The 21,214-nt window shown below is 42.0% G+C and carries 14 protein-coding genes; 12 read left to right on the top strand and 2 right to left on the bottom strand.

The genetic code is table 11. The features are described from left to right. Position 1: 1 nt before the first annotated feature. A complete protein-coding gene (locus BUC10_RS08225) occupies positions 2 to 2,416 on the top strand; it encodes a TonB-dependent receptor (RefSeq protein ID WP_245812801.1) in 2,415 nt (804 codons plus the stop codon). 47 nt (positions 2,417 to 2,463) lie between these two features. Here BUC10_RS08225 and BUC10_RS08220 read toward each other — a convergent pair whose 3' ends face one another. Beyond that, the gene (locus BUC10_RS08220; RefSeq protein WP_084732590.1) at positions 2,464 to 2,817 is read right to left on the bottom strand and encodes a hypothetical protein; all 354 of its coding nucleotides are present in this window, start codon (positions 2,815 to 2,817) and stop codon (positions 2,464 to 2,466) included. A 180-nt stretch (positions 2,818 to 2,997) separates the two neighbouring features. Between BUC10_RS08220 and ileS the strand changes: the two genes are divergently transcribed. From ileS to BUC10_RS08200, 4 genes are all read left to right on the top strand, one after another. Further along, positions 2,998 to 6,396, top strand: a complete 3,399-nt coding sequence (gene ileS, locus BUC10_RS08215; protein ID WP_073178250.1) for an isoleucine--tRNA ligase — start codon at positions 2,998 to 3,000, stop codon at positions 6,394 to 6,396. Between the two features lie 3 nt (positions 6,397 to 6,399). Further along, entirely contained in the window at positions 6,400 to 6,783 is a 384-nt protein-coding gene (locus tag BUC10_RS08210) for a TraR/DksA family transcriptional regulator (protein WP_073178247.1), read from the top strand. Positions 6,784 to 6,846: 63 nt separating this feature from the next. After that, positions 6,847 to 7,431: a DUF4097 family beta strand repeat-containing protein gene (locus tag BUC10_RS08205; protein WP_245812800.1), complete on the top strand. Its 585-nt coding sequence runs from the start codon at positions 6,847 to 6,849 to the stop codon at positions 7,429 to 7,431. Positions 7,432 to 7,465: 34 nt separating this feature from the next. Continuing rightward, the gene (locus BUC10_RS08200; RefSeq protein ID WP_073178243.1) at positions 7,466 to 8,101 is read left to right on the top strand and encodes a lipoprotein signal peptidase; all 636 of its coding nucleotides are present in this window, start codon (positions 7,466 to 7,468) and stop codon (positions 8,099 to 8,101) included. On the opposite strand, the gene BUC10_RS08195 is transcribed toward BUC10_RS08200, so the two are convergent. Continuing rightward, positions 8,098 to 8,658: a 5-formyltetrahydrofolate cyclo-ligase gene (locus BUC10_RS08195; RefSeq protein WP_073178241.1), complete on the bottom strand. Its 561-nt coding sequence runs from the start codon at positions 8,656 to 8,658 to the stop codon at positions 8,098 to 8,100. The two genes, BUC10_RS08200 and BUC10_RS08195, sit on opposite strands and share 4 nt — an antisense overlap. A gap of 503 nt (positions 8,659 to 9,161) precedes the next feature. On the opposite strand from BUC10_RS08195, the gene uvrC reads away from it, so the two are divergent. From uvrC to BUC10_RS08160, 7 genes are all read left to right on the top strand, one after another. Beyond that, positions 9,162 to 10,952 (top strand): excinuclease ABC subunit UvrC, encoded by a 1,791-nt coding sequence (gene uvrC / locus BUC10_RS08190; RefSeq protein ID WP_073178239.1) that lies wholly within the window; start codon positions 9,162 to 9,164, stop codon positions 10,950 to 10,952. 5 nt (positions 10,953 to 10,957) lie between these two features. Continuing rightward, positions 10,958 to 13,225 carry a patatin-like phospholipase family protein gene (locus tag BUC10_RS08185; RefSeq protein WP_073178237.1) on the top strand — a complete coding sequence of 756 codons (2,268 nt, stop codon included), beginning with the start codon at positions 10,958 to 10,960 and terminating at the stop codon, positions 13,223 to 13,225. A 336-nt stretch (positions 13,226 to 13,561) separates the two neighbouring features. Beyond that, entirely contained in the window at positions 13,562 to 14,341 is a 780-nt protein-coding gene (locus BUC10_RS08180) for a DUF3108 domain-containing protein (RefSeq protein ID WP_073178235.1), read from the top strand. Between the two features lie 5 nt (positions 14,342 to 14,346). Beyond that, positions 14,347 to 15,312 carry a tryptophan 2,3-dioxygenase family protein gene (locus BUC10_RS08175; RefSeq protein WP_073178232.1) on the top strand — a complete coding sequence of 322 codons (966 nt, stop codon included), beginning with the start codon at positions 14,347 to 14,349 and terminating at the stop codon, positions 15,310 to 15,312. 2 nt (positions 15,313 to 15,314) lie between these two features. Then, a complete protein-coding gene (locus tag BUC10_RS08170) occupies positions 15,315 to 16,613 on the top strand; it encodes a M23 family metallopeptidase (RefSeq protein WP_073178230.1) in 1,299 nt (432 codons plus the stop codon). A gap of 1 nt (position 16,614) precedes the next feature. After that, positions 16,615 to 18,252 (top strand): glucose-6-phosphate isomerase, encoded by a 1,638-nt coding sequence (gene pgi / locus BUC10_RS08165; RefSeq protein ID WP_073178228.1) that lies wholly within the window; start codon positions 16,615 to 16,617, stop codon positions 18,250 to 18,252. A gap of 170 nt (positions 18,253 to 18,422) precedes the next feature. Further along, positions 18,423 to 21,125, top strand: coding sequence for a TonB-dependent receptor (locus tag BUC10_RS08160; protein ID WP_073178226.1), 2,703 nt, complete (start codon positions 18,423 to 18,425; stop codon positions 21,123 to 21,125). Positions 21,126 to 21,214 lie beyond the last annotated feature (89 nt).

The following is a 21,214-nucleotide window of genomic DNA, read 5'->3' as shown; positions in this document are numbered from 1 at the left end:
TATGCGCATATCAGGATGTATCCTCTTTTTCTTTTTGGCCACCCTTAACGTATTTGCTCAGGAAATTACCGTTTTGGATGCGGAATCGGGCAATCCTATTGCCAATATTGCCATTTTTAACAGGGACAAGTCCAAGAGCACTGTTTCCAACCTTAATGGTAAGGCAGATTTGGAAGTCTTTTCCAAAAATGAACGAATCATACTCAGGCACCTTAGCTACGATGAATACACCACCACAAAGTCCCAAATTGTAAAGAAGGGAAACAGGGTCTATCTGGACCTGAAACCCGAAGAATTGATGGAGGTGGTCATGTCGGTTTCCAAATGGGAGCAACAAAAAAAGGATATCCCTCAAAAGATTGAATCCATAGATGCCCGGACCATCTCGTTTACCAATCCCCAAACAGCAGCGGATGTATTGCAGAACAGCGGAAAGGTCTTTGTCCAAAAAAGCCAATTGGGGGGAGGAAGCCCTATGATTAGAGGTTTTGCAACGAACAGATTACTTTTATCCGTGGATGGTGTTCGAATGAACAATGCCATTTTTAGAGGAGGGAACATTCAGAATGTAATTTCCGTCGACCCGTTTACCATTAAGAACACTGAGGTGATTTTTGGACCGGGTTCGGTTATCTACGGAAGTGATGCCATTGGGGGTGTCATGAACTTTCTAACCCAAAAACCTCGATTTTCATTTACGGATAGCCTCACGGTTTCAGGTAACGCCACATATCGTTTTGCTTCGGCAAACAATGAAAGTACGTCCCATTTGGATTTGAATCTGGGACAGCAGCACTGGGCCTCCTATACCAGTTTCACCTATAGCGACTTTGGTGATTTGGTCATGGGGGAGCATGGTCCCGAGTCTTATTTAAGGAACAACTTTGCAAGCAGGGAGAATGGCTCTGATGTGCTTGTTCCTAATTCAGATGCGCAAAAGCAGATTTCATCTGGATATGACCAGATTAATTTCCTTCAAAAATTCACCTATCGACCCAATAAGGTATGGAATTACGATTTGGGACTGTACTATTCCGAGACTTCGGATTTCTCCAGATATGACCGTTTGATCCGACCAAATGATGAAGGTGATGGACTTCGTTCGGCAGAATGGTTTTATGGGCCACAGAAATGGTTTATGGGGAACGTGCAGGTGACCAAGCAAGGAAAGAACAAATTCTATGACGGCGTTAAACTGACCACGGCCTACCAGTTTTTTGAAGAAAGCAGAAACAATCGGGGGTTTCAGGAAATTAATCGCTCAACCACAACCGAAAAGGTTCATGCGTTATCCGTGAATCTCGATTTTGAGAACAAGAAAATTGGAGATCTAAGACTGTATTACGGCGCAGAGTATATTTTCAATAAGGTTCGTTCCGAAGGAATCGATACCAACATTGAGACTAGCACATCGATACCGGCGGCCTCACGATATCCTGATGGTGCTACTTGGCAGACTTTCGCGGGCTATATCAATGGCGAATATAAGCTGAAACCCAATTTTACCTTATTGTCTGGGGCAAGATATAGCCAAGTTTGGGTAGATGCCCAATTTGAAAACACGTTTTTCGATTTTCCCTTTGATGAGGCCGATCTCATTACCGGAGCGTTTACTGGGAGTATGGGCTTTAGCTGGTTTCCAAGGGCCGATCTTCAGATAACCTTAAATGGGTCGACCGGTTTTAGGGCTCCAAATATTGATGATATAGGAAAGGTATTCGATTCGGAACCGGGCTCGGTGGTAGTGCCCAATCCAGAATTGGAACCTGAATATGCCTACAATGCCGAAATTGGGGTTAGAAAGAACATCAAGGATAAACTGGTATTAAAAGGAGCGGCATTTTATACCTATTTGGTCGATGCTCTGGTACGAAGGGACTTTGAGTTCAACGGGGAAACGGAGATTTTGTATAACGGTGAGCTGAGCAACGTACAGGCTATTCAGAATGCAGCAAAAGCCTATGTGTATGGTTTTGAGTTGGGATTGGAAGCATTTATGAATGAAAACTGGTCTTTTGCATCCAATCTCACGGTTACAGAGGGAACCGAAGAGGACAGTGATGGGACAGATACCCCAGCGCGCCATGCAGCTCCCACTTTTGGCGATGTCCATTTAATTTGGCAAAACCAAAAATTGAAAACGGACTTGTTCCTCAATTACAATGGAGAAATTGCCTACGAGGACCTCGCTCTGTCTGAAAGAAGCAAGGCATATATTTATGCGGAGGATGAGAATGGAAATCCGTTCGCTCCATCTTGGTACACCTTGAATGTTAGATCGCAATATCAGATTTCCAACGCCCTAAAGACTACCGTGAGTTTGGAGAACCTTACCAACCAACGCTACCGTACCTATTCCTCAGGAATTGCAGCACCTGGAACCAACTTGATTTTGGGACTTAGCTACAACTTTTAATAAAAAGGCCCGGGAAACCCGGGCCTTTATCTTCAGCGCTGTTCAGGTTAATTATCCAGCTGGTCCTTGGTTTCCTCGGCCACTTTTTTAAGGCCATCTGCAGTTTCTTCTGCTGCATCTTTAATGCCATCGCCCATTTCCTTGGCTTTGTCCATGGCATCCTCTCCAGCTTTTTTGATACTGTCAAGGGCTTGCTCCCCAGCTTCTTTTGCGTCTTCTCCTGCCTCTTTTACAGCATCAACGGCATCATTGGCGGCATCTTTCAAATTCTCGCCAGCTTCTTCCAACGACTTTCCGGCTTCCTCTGTAGCCTCTTTTGTTTTTTCGGCCGCTTCCTTACAAGAGATCAATGTCCCCATAGATAGTGCCAATACAAATAGTCCAACAACTACTTTTCTCATATTAAAAATGGTTTAGTGTTAAAGCCGTGAATATAGGAATTTTGTTATAAATCCGTTTTTAGGGATATTATATTTAGCATTAGTGCTTTATGCCCTCCAAATACCCTTTTTTGAGCATAGGAATTCCAGCTAAATTTTTAATTTTGCAAACTTGGAATTCTAGAAGAAGGAGCATCGAATATGAAGTTTGCGGAATATAAAGGATTGGATTTGCCAAAAGTGTCAGAAGAAGTTCTGGACTTTTGGAAAGACAACCAGATTTTTGAGAAAAGTATTTCCACACGTGAGGGAAAGGAAAGCTATGTGTTTTACGAAGGTCCGCCTTCTGCAAACGGTATGCCCGGAATTCACCATGTTATGGCGCGTACCATAAAAGATATTTTTCCGCGGTACAAGACGATGAAGGGATACCAAGTGAAGCGGAAAGCAGGATGGGATACCCATGGTCTGCCCATTGAGATCGGTGTTGAGAAAGAACTGGGGATTACCAAAGAAGATATAGGGAAGAAAATTTCGGTGGAGGAATACAACGCAGCCTGTAAAAAGGCCGTGATGCGGTATACGGATGTCTGGAACGAAATGACGGAAAAAGTGGGGTATTGGGTGGATATGGACGACCCGTACATCACTTATAAACCTAAATACATGGAATCTGTCTGGTGGTTGTTGAAGCAGATTTATGATAAGGGATTGCTGTATAAAGGGTATACCATTCAACCCTATTCGCCAAAAGCGGGTACCGGATTAAGTTCCCATGAGCTAAATCAGCCTGGTACTTATCAGGATGTTACGGATACTACCGTTACTGCCCAGTTCAAAACGGTTGAAAGTACTTTGCCGAATTTCCTAAAAAAGTTTGACCATCTTCATTTTCTTGCTTGGACGACAACACCTTGGACCTTGCCAAGTAATACTGCCTTGACCGTAGGAGCCAAAATTGACTATGTAGTCGTAGCGACCTATAATCAATATACTTTTGAACCTACCCATGTGATCTTGGCCAAGAACTTGGTGGGAAAACAATTTGCTGGAAAGTTTGAGCAGACGGATGATGTTACGGTATTGAGCAGCTATACCAAGGAAGACAAGAAAATACCGTATCTGATCGCTGCAGAATGCAAGGGTAAAGACTTACTTGGCATACGCTATGAGCAACTTATGGATTATGCCCAGCCCTATCAGAATCCTGAAAACGCATATCGGGTTATCGCCGGGGATTTTGTGACCACGGAAGATGGTACTGGAATCGTACACACAGCTCCCACTTTTGGTGCGGACGATGCCCATGTAGCCAAACAAGCTGAACCTCCAGTACCCCCAATGTTGCTGCTGGACGAGAACAATAATCCTGTTCCTTTAGTGGACCTTCAGGGAAGGTTTAGACCCGAAATGGGAACCTTGGCAGGCAAATATGTCAAGAATGAATATTATGAAGACGGCGAAGCTCCTGATAAATCCGTGGATGTTGAAATCGCAATCAAACTAAAGGAGGAAAACAAAGCCTTTAAGGTGGAAAAATACCTCCACAGTTACCCCAATTGCTGGCGAACGGATAAGCCCATATTGTATTATCCTCTGGATTCATGGTTTATAAAGGTCACGGACATTAAGGATCGGATGTTCGAACTGAACCAGTCCATCAACTGGAAGCCAAAGGCAACAGGAGAAGGTAGGTTTGGGAACTGGCTGGCCAATGCTAACGATTGGAACCTTTCCCGGTCCAGGTATTGGGGCATTCCATTGCCGATCTGGAGAACAGAAGATGGTAAGGAAGAATTGATTATTGGGTCCGTAGAAGAATTAAAGAATGAAATGGCCAAGGCCGTTGAAGCAGGCTTGCTGAATCAGGATGTTTTCCAAGATTTTGTGGTCGGGGATATGACGGAGGCCAATTATGATAAAATAGACCTCCATAAAAACATTGTGGATGGAATAACTTTGGTTTCACCAACTGGCAAGCCGATGAGGCGGGAATCAGATCTAATTGATGTTTGGTTTGATAGTGGTTCCATGCCCTACGCCCAGTGGCATTATCCTTTTGAGAACAAAGAACTTATTGATAACGGAGAGGCTTTCCCAGCCAATTTTATTGCAGAGGGCGTAGATCAGACAAGGGGATGGTTCTATACCTTGCATGCCATTGCCACCATGGTTTTTGACTCCGTTTCCTACCGAAATGTAGTATCCAATGGATTGGTTTTGGATAAGGAAGGCAAAAAGATGTCGAAGCGTTTGGGGAATGCAGTAGACCCTTTCAAGGTGTTGCCAGAGCACGGAGCTGACGCCACCCGCTGGTATATGATTTCCAACGCCAATCCTTGGGACAATCTTAAATTCGACATGGAAGGGATTGTTGAGGTAAAACGAAAGTTCTTCGGCACCTTGTACAATACCTATTCCTTCATGGCCTTGTATGCCAATATTGATGGATTTACCTATGAAGAGGCGGACATTCCTTTGCCGGATAGACCTGAAATTGACCAATGGATTCTCTCCGAGTTACATTCACTGATCCAAAAAGTGGATGAAGCCTATGCCGATTATGAGGCAACAAAGGCTGCACGGATGATTTCAGATTATGTGCAGGAAAATTTGAGCAACTGGTATGTGCGATTGAGCAGAAGAAGGTTCTGGAAAGGGGATTATCAGGAAGATAAAATCTCCGCCTATCAAACCCTTTATACCTGTTTGTGCACTATTGCAAAGTTGTCTGCACCCATAGCTCCATTTTATATGGAAAGGCTGTTCCAGGACCTGAACAACAACACCCGAAAAGAGGACTTTGAAAGTGTTCACTTGGCAGATTTTCCAGTTTTCGACCCCAACATGGTCAACAAAAAGTTGGAGAGCAAAATGCATTTGGCACAGCGGATTTCGTCTTTGGTACTGTCAATCCGACAAAAAGAAAAAATTAAGGTACGCCAGCCCCTTCAGAAGGTGATGATTCCCGTTCTTGACCCCACCCAAAAGGAGGAGATTGAGGCAGTTTCCGAATTGATCAAATCCGAAGTTAATGTAAAGGAAATTGAATTGCTCGATGATGCCTCCGGTATCCTGGTTAAGCAGATAAAGCCAAATTTTAAGGTTTTAGGGCCAAGATTTGGAAAGGATATGAAGGCTATTGCGGCTGCTGTAAACCAGTTGGATCAAGAAGATATCCAAAAAATTGAACGGGAAGGCGAATTAATGCTACAATTGGAAAATAAAAGTATTATTTTACAGTTAACCGATGTAGACATTAGCTCTCAAGATATAGAGGGATGGTTGGTGGCAAGTTCCGGTTCCTTGACCGTGGCGTTGGATGTCACCATTGACGATGGTCTCCGAAAAGAAGGTATTGCAAGAGAGCTGGTAAACCGAATCCAAAACCTTAGAAAAGAATCAGGTTTTGAGGTTACGGATAAAATTGACATAAAGATTTTAAAGGACGGTTGCGTTGAAAAAGCGGTTTCCAGTAATGAAGATTACATCAAAACAGAAACCCTCACCGCAGAACTGAACTTTGAAGAGAAACTAGATGAAGGTATAGCAATTGCCTTTGACGAAGTGAATACGAAATTGTTTATCCAAAAACACTAAGAAATGGCACAAGATTTAAAAGTAAGATACGCCGATAAAGACCTTGAGGAATTTAGAGCACTGATAGAGGAAAAAATAGAAAAGGCCCAAAAGCATTTGGAACTTTTGAAGAGTTCTTATATGAATGACGGAAATAATGGCACGGATGATACCTCTCCCACCTTCAAAGCATTTGAAGAGGGTTCGGAAACCATGAGCAAGGAAGCAAATACCCAATTGGCAATTCGACAGGAGAAATTTATCAGGGATCTTAAAAATGCACTACTTCGTATAGAAAACAAAACTTACGGGATTTGCCGTGTTACCGGAAAACTCATCAATAAGGAACGTCTTAAGCTTGTTCCCCATGCCACTTTAAGCATTGAGGCCAAGAACATGCAGAAATAATGAAAACGCCCTCGGGCGTTTTTTCTGATGAGATGGCTGCTTGGTTTTATAGGTTTCTTTCTTATGGGAAGCCTTCATGGCCAGAAGGTGGTCAAGAAAGCTTTTCTTCCACCAAGTGTTGAATATATTCAAGTTGATTCCCAATTTTGCTATCGAGTTACCCTTTCTACTTCAAAGTCAAACGAAGTAGAGGTTTCGGCCCTCATGGAAGGAGAGTACGCCAAGGATTTGGTAGTGACCTTGGAGGAACGGGGAGAGACCATATTGATCGCTGCAACTTTTCAGCCCAACTTCACAGCGCCAAACGATAAATTAAGTGCACATAAGGTGGTTTCCATCGCCCTGGATGTAAGCGTTCCTCAATACAAGAATGTATCTGTTTACGGCACCGTGAGTAATGTTAAGGCCAGTGGAGATTTTAAAAATCTAAATGTGAGTTTATCCAATGGAAGATGCGTTCTTAAGGATATTGGGGAATCCGTGACGGTGCAGACACAAAAAGGAGACATTTTTTTGGAGACGGCAAATGGAAATATAAATGCGAAGAGCACTTACGGCAGGGTGGTGAGAGATGATATTCCAAAAGGTGATAACAGGTACATTTTGAACACCATAGAAGGCACAATCCAACTGAAGAAAACGAAATAATATCCCTACTTTTGCGCAATCTCTTTTACAAGGTATGAATCTAAAAAAGTCCCTGTTGATCATAGTGCTGGTCTTAGTAATAGACCAGGTGAGCAAGATTTATGTGAAGACCAATTTTATTTTGGGTGAATCGGTTGACGTGTTGAGTTGGTTCAAGATTCTGTTTATTGAGAATGAAGGAGCGGCCTGGGGTACCAAATTGAGTGATATTCTTCCCATTTCCGAATCTGTTGGAAAATTGGTGCTGACCATATTTAGACTCTTTGCCATTCTTGGAATTGGATACTGGCTTTGGGACATCATCAAGAAACAATCCCCCAAAACCTTGATTCTTGCTGTGTCACTGATATTCGCCGGAGCTTTGGGCAATATCATTGATTCGGTTTTCTACGGAATGATTTTTGACCATAGCAACAACCAGGTGGCCACATTGTTTTCAAGCGAACCTTATGGACAGATGTTTTATGGCAAGGTGGTGGACATGCTTTATTTCCCAATGGTGGATGCCACTTGGCCAGATTGGGTGCCCTCGGTCGGAGGAAATAGATTCCGTTTTTTTGAACCTGTATTTAATATAGCCGATACGGCCATAAGCACAGGAGTTGGAATATTGATTGTATTCAACAAAAAGGCGTTTCCCAAGCGCTCCAAGGAAACGGCCAAGGATTAAAACTTGTATACCTTCTCTGGGCTAATACAATAGTCCAAGGGAATGTCATTTTCATGAACATCCTTTATGGCCGTTTCGGCCTCAAAAAAAGATAGTCCAATTTTAAGGGTTTTGGGATTGCATTTGCGAAGAAAAGTGTCATAAAACCCTTTGCCATAGCCCACTCGATTCCCACTCTGGTCGAAAGCTAGTAAAGGTAGAAAGACAACTTCTATTTTTTCTTCTGGAATTGGAATGCCGTCAACGGGTTCAGGAATGTTCCATTTATTTTTTTTAAAGGTGGTGTTGTCAGTGAGCAAAAAATGCTCCAAACTGTTTTTGCTGGAAACTTTGGGGATCACCACATTTTTGTCCCTTCCTTGTAGAAGTGTAATCAAGGGTAGGGTATCTACCTCCTTGTGCTCTGAGATGCTTAGAAAAATATGGAAATAAAAAAAATCCCATATTGGGATTTCTAATACATGATTTGCAAGAAGTATACTTAAATCCGAGATTTTTTCAGGAGTTAAACCCTTTCTCAGTTCTTTATAATTTTTTCTTAGTTCATGTTTCAACATCTAGTGTTGAAGATTTTGGGGTAGGTGTTTTGGGGAACCTATAAAGTTAATCTCTGGCCGAAACCGAAAAAAAGATTTTGAAGAATAACATCAAAATCAAATACATTCCCAAAACAATAACATAGTTCTCCATAGAATTGTATTTATGTGGTTAAATGTAAGTAAAAGAATTGAAAAAAGTACCGTGAAATGCATTTTTTATCGATGAAAAGCATCATTTTTAGCATCGGTTTAACAATATGGGCCTAATTGGGGTTTTTTCAGACAAATTTTGTATGGCCAAAAAAATGATTTTTCCAAATTCTATTACATTATGGTGTTCGAATGGAAATTGAAATGCACCAAACAGAATCAAAGTGGGCATTTCAATTTTAAAACTGCCAGGTTTTATCCGTAAATTGAACTTGCCCTTTGATCAATGCGAAACGGGGTTTAGTCAATTTTAACAAAAAAACACTCGTTATAAGGCCTACTTTTGTTTAGAGCCTTTTTTGGAAAGTTTTATGTCCAAATCATCTTCAATTAGTGTACAGATCAGTACCCTGCCCAACAGTCCCGGCGTTTATCAGTTTTATGACGTTGAGGGGAAGATTCTTTATGTTGGGAAGGCCAAAAATCTTAAGAAAAGAGTTTCCTCTTATTTCAATAAGAAACAGGAATACGGAAAAACAAGGGTTCTTGTCAAAAAAATCGATTCGGTAAAGCATATTGTAGTGTCCACCGAGTCCGATGCGCTCTTGCTGGAAAACAATTTGATCAAAAAACTATTACCTAGGTATAATGTCCTGCTTAAGGATGATAAATCCTATCCCTGGATTTGTATCAAAAAGGAGCGGTTTCCCAGAGTATTTTCTACCCGAAAATTGATCAAGGACGGGTCGGAATACTATGGGCCCTATACCAGCATGAAAACCGTTAGGACCTTGTTGGACCTGGTCAAAAGTTTATATCCCCTTAGAACCTGCAATTACGACCTTTCAGAGGAAAAAATTGCGGCTGGGAAATACAAGGTATGTCTGGAATATCATTTGGGCAATTGCCTTGGGCCTTGTGAAGGTTTTCAAACCGAAGAGGATTACCATGGACAAATTGAGAATATAAGGCAGATCATAAAGGGAAATTTTAAAGGGTCATTACATTTCTTCAAAGCGCAGATGAAAGATTTGGCAACCCAAATGGAGTTTGAAAAGGCCCAGCGAATAAAGGATAAGATTGAGATTTTGGAGAACTATCAGGCCCGCTCCACTGTGGTAAACCCAAAAATCAATAATGTTGATGTATTCTCCATTATCTCCGATAAAACCCATGGCTACGTGAATTTCTTGCAATTGTCGCATGGTTCCATTGTGCGTTCGCATACCATGGAAATCAAAAAGAAGTTGGAAGAAACGGATGAGGAGTTGTTACAGCTGGCCATCACGGAAATCAGACAACGTTTTAATTCCCTATCCAAGGAAATCTATCTTCCTTTCCCAGTTCTGGTAGAAGAAAATATAAAAGTAACATTGCCCAAACTTGGCGATAAAAAAAGAATTTTGGAACTCTCTGAACGGAACGCCCGATTTTTTAGGCAAGATAGGTTCAAGCAGATCAAGATTACGGATCCGGACCGTCATGCCAAAAGAATCATGGCACAAATGAAGGCCGATTTAAGGTTGTCCGAAGAACCTACCCATATTGAGTGTTTTGATAATTCAAACATTCAGGGAAGTAATCCAGTTGCTGCCTGCGTAGTCTTTAAAAATGGAAAACCTTCCAAAAAGGAATATCGACATTTTAACATAAAGACGGTGGAAGGACCGGATGATTTTGCGAGTATGGAAGAGGTGGTGTTCCGGAGGTACAAAAGATTGGTCAATGAAGATGAACCCTTGCCACAACTTATTGTTATTGATGGAGGTAAAGGCCAGTTGTCCTCGGCCTTAAAGAGTCTTGAGGTTTTGGGGTTAAGGGGAAAGATTGCGATTATTGGGATTGCAAAACGTTTGGAGGAAATCTATTTTCCGGATGACCCCATTCCCTTATATCTTGATAAAAAATCGGAAAGCCTTAAAATCATCCAACAGCTGCGAAATGAAGCGCATCGATTTGGTATCACCCATCACCGAAACCGAAGAAGTAAGGGCGCCATAGATTCGGAGCTGGAGAATATTGAGGGCATTGGAAAAAAAACAGCGGAACAACTATTGAAAAATTTTAAATCGGTCAAACGGGTCAAAGAGGCAAGTATTGAGAGTTTGGCAGAATTAGTCGGAATGGCGAAGGCAAAAAAAATCCATAAAACCTTTCATTAGCAAAAATGGGAATTAAAAAAACACTGTTGTTTGTTTTTGCATTTTTCGGTCTTTGGTTGACCGGGCAGCACGCAAATGCCCAGGAGGAACCAAAGATTGGGCTGGTGCTTAGCGGAGGAGGGGCCAAGGGATTGGCCCATATTGGAGCATTGAAGGTTATAGATGAGGCGGGCATCAAAGTGGATTATATTGGAGGAACCAGCATGGGTGCCATAGTTGGGGCCCTTTACGCATCGGGATATTCCGGACATGAACTCGATTCTATTTTTAGAGTGACCAATTTTACCAAACTCATTCAGGACAATGTGCCCAGAGGAGCCAAGACATTTTATGAAAAGGAAGACTCTGAACGTTATGCGCTGGGATTGCCCTTTACCAATTTTAATGTGTCGTTCCCCCAAGCAATTTCTGGCGGGCAAAATATCTACAACGAGTTGGTCCGACTACTTTTTCATGTGAAGGACATTCAGGATTTTAAACAATTGCCTACACCATTTTTATGTGTGGCCACCGACGTGGAAACCGGTGAAGAGGTGTTATTGGATAGGGGATATTTGCCAGAAGCCATAATGGCAAGTGGTACATTCCCGTCGTTATTTGAACCTTCTGAGATAGATGGGCAGATTCTCATTGACGGTGGGGTGGTAAACAATTACCCCATTGATGAGATACGGGAGATGGGAGCTGATATTATTATTGGCGTGGATGTGCAACATGGTTTGTCCACCCGGGAATCGCTTTCCTCGGCTACTGAAATTCTATTGCAGATCAATAATTACCGAACGGTTGCCGATATGAAGCGAAAGGCGGGGGAAACGGATATTTATATCAGGCCCAACATAGACGATTTCTCCGTAATTGATTTTGACCGCAGCGAAGAAATTGTGGTCAGCGGTGAGATGGCTACCATGGAAAAGTTGGAGGAACTCCAGAAAGTTGCAAAGCGCCAGAACAGTAACCAGCACCCCCAAAAAAGGATAGTGGGGAGGGACAGTCTCACTATCAATAGACTTATTATTAGAGGTAACGACCGGTATACCCGTGGATACATTAAAGGAAAACTTAGATTTGATTTGGCGGAAAAAACCTCTTTTGAGAAACTAAAACAAGGCATAAACAATCTTTCGGCCACCGGTAACTTCAAGGCCATTAGGTACGAATTGGTATCCAACGGTCTTGGAACCGATTTGATCTTGAAACTCAAGGAGAACCCTACAAAAATGTTCATTAAAATGTCGGCGCACTATGACGATCTGTACAAAAGCTCGGCACTGATCAACCTTACCAAGAAGAATTTCCTGCTAAAGGATGATGTGGCGTCCTTCGATTTTATCCTGGGGGACCATATTCGATACAACATGCAGTATTATTTGGATAAAGGGTACTACTGGAGTTTTGGCATCAATTCCCGTTTTACCGATTTTGATGAAGAGATCGATTACAATCTTATTCGAAACAATTTTGATGCTCCAAATGACCCCAACATTAGCGAGATTAATCTGGATGTAACCGATCTGACCAATCAGATTTATTTACAAACGGTGCTGCGTGAGGAGTTTGCATTTACCATAGGAGTGGAACACAAACTACTACGTTACAGTACCCGTACATTGAACCAGTTGAATGCAGATGCTGAGGGTATATTTCTCCCTTCGGAAAATGGAAGGACCTTTTTTGAGGACTCCAATTTCTTCAGCACCTACGGAAAAATCACCCTGGATACCTATGATGACAAATACTTCCCAACCAAGGGACTTTATTTTGATAGCGACTTCCATTTGTATCTATTTTCGTCCGATTTCAACGATAACTTTCGGGAATTTTCCATTGGCAAGGCACGAATGGGAACGGCAATACCCCTTTTTCATAACCTGACCTTGAATCTAGAGACCGAAGGAGGGGTTAAACTGGGAACTTCTGGAATTACCTCTTTTGATTTTGTCCTTGGAGGATTTGGAAATGACTTTGTAAACAACTTTACTCCTTTCTTTGGGTATGATTTTTTGAGCCTGCCTGGTAACAGCTTTGTAAAAGCGTATGGCCGTTTGGATTATAATTTTGCGCCAAAGAACCATTTGTTGTTTTCAGCAAATTTTGCGAACGTCGAGGATGACCTGTTTCGGACCGGGAACTGGTTCACTGAACCAAGCTTTTCAGGATATGGGCTAGGTTATGGTTTGGAGTCCTTTTTGGGGCCAATCCAGATCTATTATTCATGGAGTCCCGAAATCAATACCAACAACTTCTTTTTTAGCGTGGGATATTGGTTCTAATGACTTTTTCCGTGGCAAAACCACGCTTTTCTTCTTAAAAAATTGTAAAAAAACCATAGTTATTATGCGGATTGACGCAAAGAGAGTTAAAGTCCGTTAAAAACTTATTTTCCTACAAGACCTTGGCGTATATTTACACCACATAAGGGGTGGTTCCCTTATAACTTTAAGTATTGGTTTTTCATAATTTAAAGTTTGGTTGGTTATTTAGGAAAAGCCCAGTGTTTCAACTGGGCTTTTTTTATATATACTATTTTGGAACAAGTTTTGTTTAAGTAATTGTAAACTAACCTGCTTAAAATGCGATTTTAGTAATTTTATACCGACAAAACAGTTATGAAAAAGTTATTTGCCCTTATTTTCCTTCTGCTTGTAATGCCGGCTATGGCCCAAAAGCACTACCCGGCTTTTAAAAGTGGTGAATGGCTCAAGTTCCGTATCCACTATGGATTTCTGAATGCCAGCTACGCAACACTGCACCTTAGTTCCAAGACTTTGGACAGTGTTCCGGTTTATCATGTGGTGGGAAGGGGAAAGACCACCGGATTTGCAAGTATATTTTTTAAGGTTGACGACACTTTCGAGAGTTATTTTGATAGAAAAGATGGTAAACCGTACCGATTTATCCGAAAAACGGATGAGGGCGGATATACCAAGGATATAGAAATTGATTTCAACTATAACCAAGAAAAAGCAATATTAAAAGACAACAAGGCGGGCAAACAATTGGATATACCCGTGCACAATAGCATCCAGGATTTGCTTTCAGCCAGTTATCATCTTAGGGACCGTTACCAACTCAAGGAGTTCAAGGAAGGGCAATCCATTGATCTTGACATGCTTTTTGACGATGATGGTGTTTTCAAATTTCAATTGAAATACCTAGGAAAAGAAGTGATTCGCACCAAGTTTGGTAAGGTAGAATGTCTTAAATTTAGGCCCCTGGTTCAATCGGGCAGGGTTTTCAAGGAAAAAGAGAGTCTTACCCTTTGGGTATCCAACGACCTAAACAAGATTCCGGTTAGAATCAAAGCCGATTTGGCGGTGGGTTCCATTAAAGCCGATTTGGACGGATACAATGGATTGAGAAACCAGTTTAAAATAATAATGAAATAGTTTTAATGGCGAATGATGAGCGAATTGAGTCCCAAATCAATAAGCTTGAAGAAAAGTTCAAAAATTCCGGGCAAGACCTAAGCTCCTACCTAGACGGGCTCCTTTATCAGAAATACCTTACCTACTGGGATTACATCCACTTGGACACCTTATTGAGTATTCAGGTGCCCCGCACCCATTTTCCGGACGAGGAGATATTCATTATGTATCACCAAATCACGGAACTGTACTTTAAGCTTATCCTTCATGAGCAAAAGCAAATTGTAGATGATCGTTCCCAGGATTTGGCCTTTTTCATCGAAAAAATAAGAAGAATCAATAGTTATTTCAAAGCTCTGATATCTTCGTTCAGTATTATGATCAGGGGCATGGAACGGGAACAGTTTTTGCGCTATCGCATGGCCTTGCTTCCCGCAAGTGGATTTCAATCGGCCCAATACCGCATGATTGAGATTTACGCAACTCCCTTGGAAAATTTGGTGCACCAATCCGAACGGGATTCATTTTCGAAAGAAAACAACATTGAAGAACTTTTTGAACATATCTATTGGAAGAAGGGAGCGACCGATCTGTCCACCGGGGAAAAGACATTGACCTTAAAACAATTTGAATTTCGATATACCCCTAGATTACTTCGTATTTCCAATCAGGTAAAGAGTAGTACCATTTATCACAAGTACCTGCAATTGCCAAAAAAACTTAGGGAGAATGAAGAATTGATATCCGCTTTGAAGGACATGGATATGAATGCCAACGTAAATTGGCCCCTTATGCACATGGGCTCCGCGTACAGATATTTGGCCAAGGAAAACAAAGAGGTGGAAGCCACAGGAGGAACCAATTGGAAGGACTTTTTGCCTCCAAGTTTTCAGAAAATAATATTTTTCCCAACTTTGTACTCGGAAGAAGAGTTGGACAACTGGGGTAAACAATGGGTAGACCATATCTTTAATCCCGAAAATAGAAAGTAAAAATGCAGAAATTTATTGGGGCAATTTTGGCATTGGTGTTGGTTTTGGCGTCTTGCAAGGAGAAACAGGTACTAGCCGAAGAATTGGGACCTCCGGAAGTGATTGAGAAACCCATTGTAAAGCTTTTTGGCTTTAATGTTGAGGATTTCCATGTGGTCCACGACACTATTAAGAACGGGGATAGCTTTGGAGAGCTAATGCTGAAAAACAAGGTGGACTATCCCAAGATAGTCACCGTATCGGAAAAGTACCGAGATACCTTTGATGTCCGCAAGATCAGAGCGGGAAAACCCTATCATATTCTAAGATCCAAAGATACCTCTGAAGTGGCGGAGGTTTTTATTTATGAAAACGATCGCATTAACTATACGGTGGTGGACCTTCGGGATACCGTAGTGGCCTATAAAAGCAAAAAGAAGGTGAAATACGTGGAAAGGGAAGCCTCGGGTATTATAGAATCCTCATTGTCCGAAGCGATTTTGGACCAGGGCATAGACTATGATGTTACCCTAAACCTTTCAGAGATCTACGCCTGGACCATCGATTTCTTCCGATTGGAAAAGGGGGATAAGTTTAAAGTGATCTACAAGGAACGATATATCAATGATAGCATTTATGCAGGGGCCGAACCTATTGAAGCCGCTTACTTTGAGCACAAAGGCAAACCTATCTATGCCTTCTCCTATGTTGCGGATTCCCTGAAACAGATAACCGATTATTTTGATGATGAGGCCAATAATCTTAGGAGCACTTTCTTAAGGGCTCCCATAAAGTTTGGTTATCGACTGTCCTCCAGATACAACCTTAAAAGAAGGATTGCCTATTACGGTTATAAAGTAAGACCCCATAAGGGAACGGATTATGCCGCCCCAATCGGCACACCTATTATAGCAACAGCGGATGGGACGGTGACTGAGTCTACCAGAAGAGGAGGCAACGGAAGGTATGTTAAGGTTAGACATAATGGCACCTATAGCACCCAATACCTTCACATGAAAAAACAGAAGGTGAAAAGAGGCGAGTTTGTGCGACAGGGAGATGTAATCGGATGGGTTGGCATGACTGGAAATACAGGAGGCCCCCACGTTTGCTATAGATTTTGGAAAAATGGTCGACAAGTGGACCCCCTAAGGGAAAAATTACCGGCAGCTGAACCTATTGCGGATTCACTTCGAACAGATTATATGACATACATTGACCCGTTAAAGACAAAATTAGATTGCATTGAATATCTAATTCCTGAACCGGAACCAGATCCCGAAACTGAATTACAGGAAAACCAACTAACCCTGAATCCTTAAAATGGCATTACCCAAAATCAACCCTACTACCACCCAAGCCTGGAAAAAACTTCAAGAACATCACCAAAATACCAAAGACACACATCTAAGAGAGCTTTTTGCCGATGACACAGATCGAGGCCCAAAGTTCACCTTGGAATGGGGGGACTTTTTGGTGGATTATTCCAAAAACAGGATAACATCGGAGACCATTTCCTTATTGATGGAGCTGGCTGAAGAAGTTGATCTAAAAGCAGCGATTTCAAGCTATTTCGGCGGAGATGCCATCAACCAGACCGAAGGAAGGGGAGTGTTGCACACGGCACTTAGGGCCAAACAGGGCGATGAAGTTTTTGTCGATCGGAAGAATGTAGTGCCTGAGGTTTATGCCGTTAAGGAAAAAATAAAGGGCTTTACCGAAGAAATAATTTCTGGCAAACGTACGGGATTTACCAACAAAGCTTTTACCGATGTTGTGAACATTGGTATCGGGGGCTCGGATTTAGGTCCGGCCATGGTCACCGAAGCCCTTTCCTACTATAAAAATCACCTCAAAACCCATTTTGTAAGTAATGTGGATGGGGATCATGTGCAGGAAGTGCTGAAGGAACTGAACCCTGAAACTACCTTGTTTGTGGTGGTTTCCAAGACTTTTACCACTCAAGAAACCTTGAGCAATGCATTGACTATAAAAGAGTGGTTTTTGCAGAAGGCTTCTGAACAAGATATAGCCCTTCACTTTGCTGCGGTTTCAACCAATACGGAAAAAATAGCTGAATTTGGCATCGATGCTGCCAATGTATTTCCCATGTGGGATTGGGTTGGAGGGCGTTTTTCCCTCTGGAGCGCGGTCGGTCTTTCCATCGCACTAGCCGTTGGTTTTGAGAATTTTGACGAACTATTGTCGGGAGCGCATGGCATGGATGAGCATTTCAGAAATACCCCGTTCGAAGCAAACATCCCCGTGATTTTGGCGATGTTGAGTGTTTGGTACAATAATTTTTATGGTGCTGAAACGGAAGCTATTATCCCGTATTCGCAATACTTAAGTAGATTTTCGGCTTATCTACAGCAAGGGATTATGGAGAGTAATGGTAAAAGTATGGACAGGGCCGGCAATAGGACATCCTATGAAACTGGCACCATTATATGGGGCGAACCCGGAACCAATTCCCAGCATGCATTTTTCCAGTTGATTCACCAGGGAACCAAACTTATTCCAGCAGACTTTATTGGATTTAAAGAATCCCTGCATGGAAATGTGGATCATCACAACAAACTCATGGCCAATTTCTTTGCACAGACAGAGGCTCTTATGAATGGGAAAACCCCTGAAGAAGTTAAAAGAGAACTGGAACAACAGAACCTAAGTCAGGAACAACTTGAATCGCTGTTGCCTTTCAAGGTCTTTGAAGGAAATAAACCCACCAATACCCTATTGCTCAAAAAGCTAAATCCCAAAAATTTGGGAGCTCTGATTGCGCTGTACGAGCACAAAATATTTGTTCAGGGCATTATCTGGAATATCTTTAGTTACGACCAGTGGGGCGTAGAGTTAGGGAAGCAATTGGCCAAGACCATTCTTACGGAAATAGAGAATTCCACTATTGGTAACCATGATAGCTCTACACTTCATCTTTTGCAAAAATTTAAGAAGTAAATTAATAGGTTACCATTCTTCGGGAAAAAACCTAAATACTTGTTGGTCAGCTCGTTTTAAATGTTAATTTTATATTAACAAAAAAGCCCTTTTTTAACTTTTCCTTAATAAGGTTATCTCAAAAATGCATCACTTTTGCAGGGCTAATTAAACAATTTAAACACTGTAAAATGAAACGAATTTACTTAGCTTTTGCGGCCATACTAGTGTCCGCAATGGCATTTTCACAAGGGACCATTACAGGTACCGTCGTAGACGGTGAGCTAGGGGGGCCGCTTCCCGGTGCCAGTGTTGTGCTTCAAGGCACAGAAAACGGAACATCCACCAATTTTGATGGGAATTTTACACTCGAGGTATCTGAGAGTTCAGGGACACTGGTGATTTCCTACATTGGATTTGTGGCCAAAACAGTTGCCTTCACTTCTGCAGGCAATATTGGAACCATTGCTTTGGCTCCTGATGCCGAAGAATTGGAAGGTGTTATCGTAACAGGAATTTTGGACATTGCCAAGGAACGGGAGACACCAGTAGCGGTTTCTACCATCATGGCCACAGAAATCCAAGAAAAAATTGGATCTCAGGAACTTCCTGAGGTTTTGAAGTCCACACCTTCAATCTATGCTACCAAAACGGGAGGTGGATTTGGTGATGGGAGGATTAACGTTCGCGGATTCGATTCGCAGAACACCGCGATTATGATCAACGGTATTCCGGTAAACGACATGGAAAATGGTCGTGTATTCTGGAGTAACTGGGCCGGTCTTAGTGATGTAACCACAGCAATGCAGGTACAAAGGGGACTTGGTTCCTCTAAACTGGCCATTAGCTCTGTGGGTGGAACCATTAACATTATCACCAAATCTACTGATTTGGAAGAAGGTGGTTCTGTACGTTTTGGTGGTGGTAACGATGGCTACATGAAAATGGTGGCTTCTTACAACACCGGTAAAAGTGAAAAAGGTTTTGCCGCAAGCATTTTGTTGGGAAGAACTTCTGGTGACGGCTACGTACAAGGAACAGAATTTGAAGGTTACAACTACTTCATTGGTTTGGGATATGAACCCAACGCCAAAAATAGTTTCCAGTTTATGCTGACAGGTGCACCTCAGGTTCATAACCAAAGAACTTCTAGCTTCTTCAACGTGGCTACCATTGAGGACCACTTACAATATGGTGCTTTGTACAACTTCAACCATGGATTCCTAAACGGGGAACAATTTGGTTGGAGACGTAATTTTTACCACAAACCTGTTGTTTCCTTCAACTGGGAACACAGATTCAATGATAAAACCACCCTTTCTTCATCTGCCTATGCCTCTTATGGTAGAGGTGGGGGAACTGGAGATATTGGTTCAGGACCAAGCTTTGGTTTTGCAAGCTCCAGTAGATATAGAATTCCAGAAACTGGATTGGTTGATTATGATTTGATTTCCCGATACAATTCTGGTGAAGAAGTTACCTTCTATGACGGAAACCAGTATCAAATTGCGCCTACCAATGGTGAGCAGATCATTACCAGCCGTGGAGATGGAATCATTAGAAGAGCATCCATCAACTCGCACAACTGGTTTGGATTGATTGCCAACCTTCATACCGATATCAATGACAAATGGAGCTGGGATGTTGGTATTGATGCAAGATCCTACAAGGGAATTCACTACAGAAGAGTGGACAACCTATTGGGTGCAGATGGTTATTTTGATGACGATGACATCAATAATCCTGAGCATACGGTTAGACAAGATGGTGTAATCGAGTCTGATTTTGGATCTATCGTTAACGTGTTTAAGGACATTGACGCTGAGGAAAAGATAGATTACTATAACGACGGTATCGTAAGATGGTTGGGTACCTTTGGTCAGATAGAGTACTCAGATGGAACATGGTCCGCATTTATGCAGGGCGGTGTTTCCCAGCAAGGATTTAAAAGGATAGATTACTTCAACTATTTGGATTCTGATCCAGAGCAGGAAACCGATTTTGAAAACAGATTGGGAGGTAACATCAAAGGGGGCGTGAACTACAATGTTGATGAAGCTCACAATGTCTTTGTAAACGCTGGATACTACTCCAAACAACCATTGTTTGATGCGGTTTACCTTAACTTTAGAAATGACCTTAACCCTGATTTGACCAACGAAAAAATCTTGGGTCTTGAAGCAGGATATGGCTTGAACCTTGGAGATTTCAGAGCCAAGGTTAACATCTATAGAACCACTTGGAAAGATAGGTTCCAAGATTTGGATATTGAGACTCCTAATGGAGATGAAGGTACCGCCAACATCAATGGTGTAGAGCAAATACATACAGGGCTTGAGATCGAGACCAACTATCGTGCTTCCGATGTGGTTCAGTTTAGAGGAATGCTTTCCATGGCAAATTGGGAATATGCAGGAAATCCAACTGGTGCCGCTTTGGATGATGACAGAAATATCATCGACCCGGAAGTTACACTGTTCTTAGATGATGTTAAGGTAGGTGATGCAGCTCAGTTCACTGCCAATTTGGAAATGATAGTTAGACCTATCGAAAACCTTAAATTAAGTGGTAACCTATATTCGGCCTCTAGATTGTTTGCGCAGATTAATGCGGAGGATTTTGATACTGCCAACAATCAAGGGTCACTGAGATTGCCTAGCTACAGTTTGTTTGATTTTGGAGCATACTACAGCTTCAATATTGGAAGTGGCAATGATGCTATCAGCATTGCGGCCAACGTAAACAACGTATTTGATACGGAGTATATCGCCGAATCCTTGACCAACACTTTTGCTGAAGGTAACGCACAAACTTTTAGAGGTTTGGATACCAGCAACAAAGTATTCTTTGGTTTTGGAAGAACTTGGAACATTAGCATGCGCTATAACTTCTAGGACAAAATCTATTTAAGATATCAAAACCCTGCCCATCGGCAGGGTTTTTTGTTGCCAAATCCGTATTTTTAGTCCTCACAAACTATTCG

The sequence above is a fragment of the Flagellimonas flava genome (assembly GCF_900129665.1).
In the GTDB taxonomy this organism is placed as follows: domain Bacteria; phylum Bacteroidota; class Bacteroidia; order Flavobacteriales; family Flavobacteriaceae; genus Flagellimonas; species Flagellimonas flava.
The sequence above is the reverse complement of the archived record's forward strand: the minus strand, read 5'-3'. Positions and strand labels throughout refer to the sequence as shown.

Excerpts from the sequence above, each read along its gene's own strand:
- BUC10_RS08225 (WP_245812801.1), top strand. The coding sequence starts at position 2 with ATGCGCATATCAGGATGTATCCTCTTTTTCTTTTTGGCCACCCTTAAC.
- BUC10_RS08220 (WP_084732590.1), bottom strand. The coding sequence starts at position 2,817 with ATGAGAAAAGTAGTTGTTGGACTATTTGTATTGGCACTATCTATGGGG.
- ileS (WP_073178250.1), top strand. The coding sequence starts at position 2,998 with ATGAAGTTTGCGGAATATAAAGGATTGGATTTGCCAAAAGTGTCAGAA.
- BUC10_RS08210 (WP_073178247.1), top strand. The coding sequence starts at position 6,400 with ATGGCACAAGATTTAAAAGTAAGATACGCCGATAAAGACCTTGAGGAA.
- BUC10_RS08205 (WP_245812800.1), top strand. The coding sequence starts at position 6,847 with ATGGGAAGCCTTCATGGCCAGAAGGTGGTCAAGAAAGCTTTTCTTCCA.
- BUC10_RS08200 (WP_073178243.1), top strand. The coding sequence starts at position 7,466 with ATGAATCTAAAAAAGTCCCTGTTGATCATAGTGCTGGTCTTAGTAATA.
- BUC10_RS08195 (WP_073178241.1), bottom strand. The coding sequence starts at position 8,658 with ATGTTGAAACATGAACTAAGAAAAAATTATAAAGAACTGAGAAAGGGT.
- uvrC (WP_073178239.1), top strand. The coding sequence starts at position 9,162 with ATGTCCAAATCATCTTCAATTAGTGTACAGATCAGTACCCTGCCCAAC.
- BUC10_RS08185 (WP_073178237.1), top strand. The coding sequence starts at position 10,958 with ATGGGAATTAAAAAAACACTGTTGTTTGTTTTTGCATTTTTCGGTCTT.
- BUC10_RS08180 (WP_073178235.1), top strand. The coding sequence starts at position 13,562 with ATGAAAAAGTTATTTGCCCTTATTTTCCTTCTGCTTGTAATGCCGGCT.
- BUC10_RS08175 (WP_073178232.1), top strand. The coding sequence starts at position 14,347 with ATGGCGAATGATGAGCGAATTGAGTCCCAAATCAATAAGCTTGAAGAA.
- BUC10_RS08170 (WP_073178230.1), top strand. The coding sequence starts at position 15,315 with ATGCAGAAATTTATTGGGGCAATTTTGGCATTGGTGTTGGTTTTGGCG.
- pgi (WP_073178228.1), top strand. The coding sequence starts at position 16,615 with ATGGCATTACCCAAAATCAACCCTACTACCACCCAAGCCTGGAAAAAA.
- BUC10_RS08160 (WP_073178226.1), top strand. The coding sequence starts at position 18,423 with ATGAAACGAATTTACTTAGCTTTTGCGGCCATACTAGTGTCCGCAATG.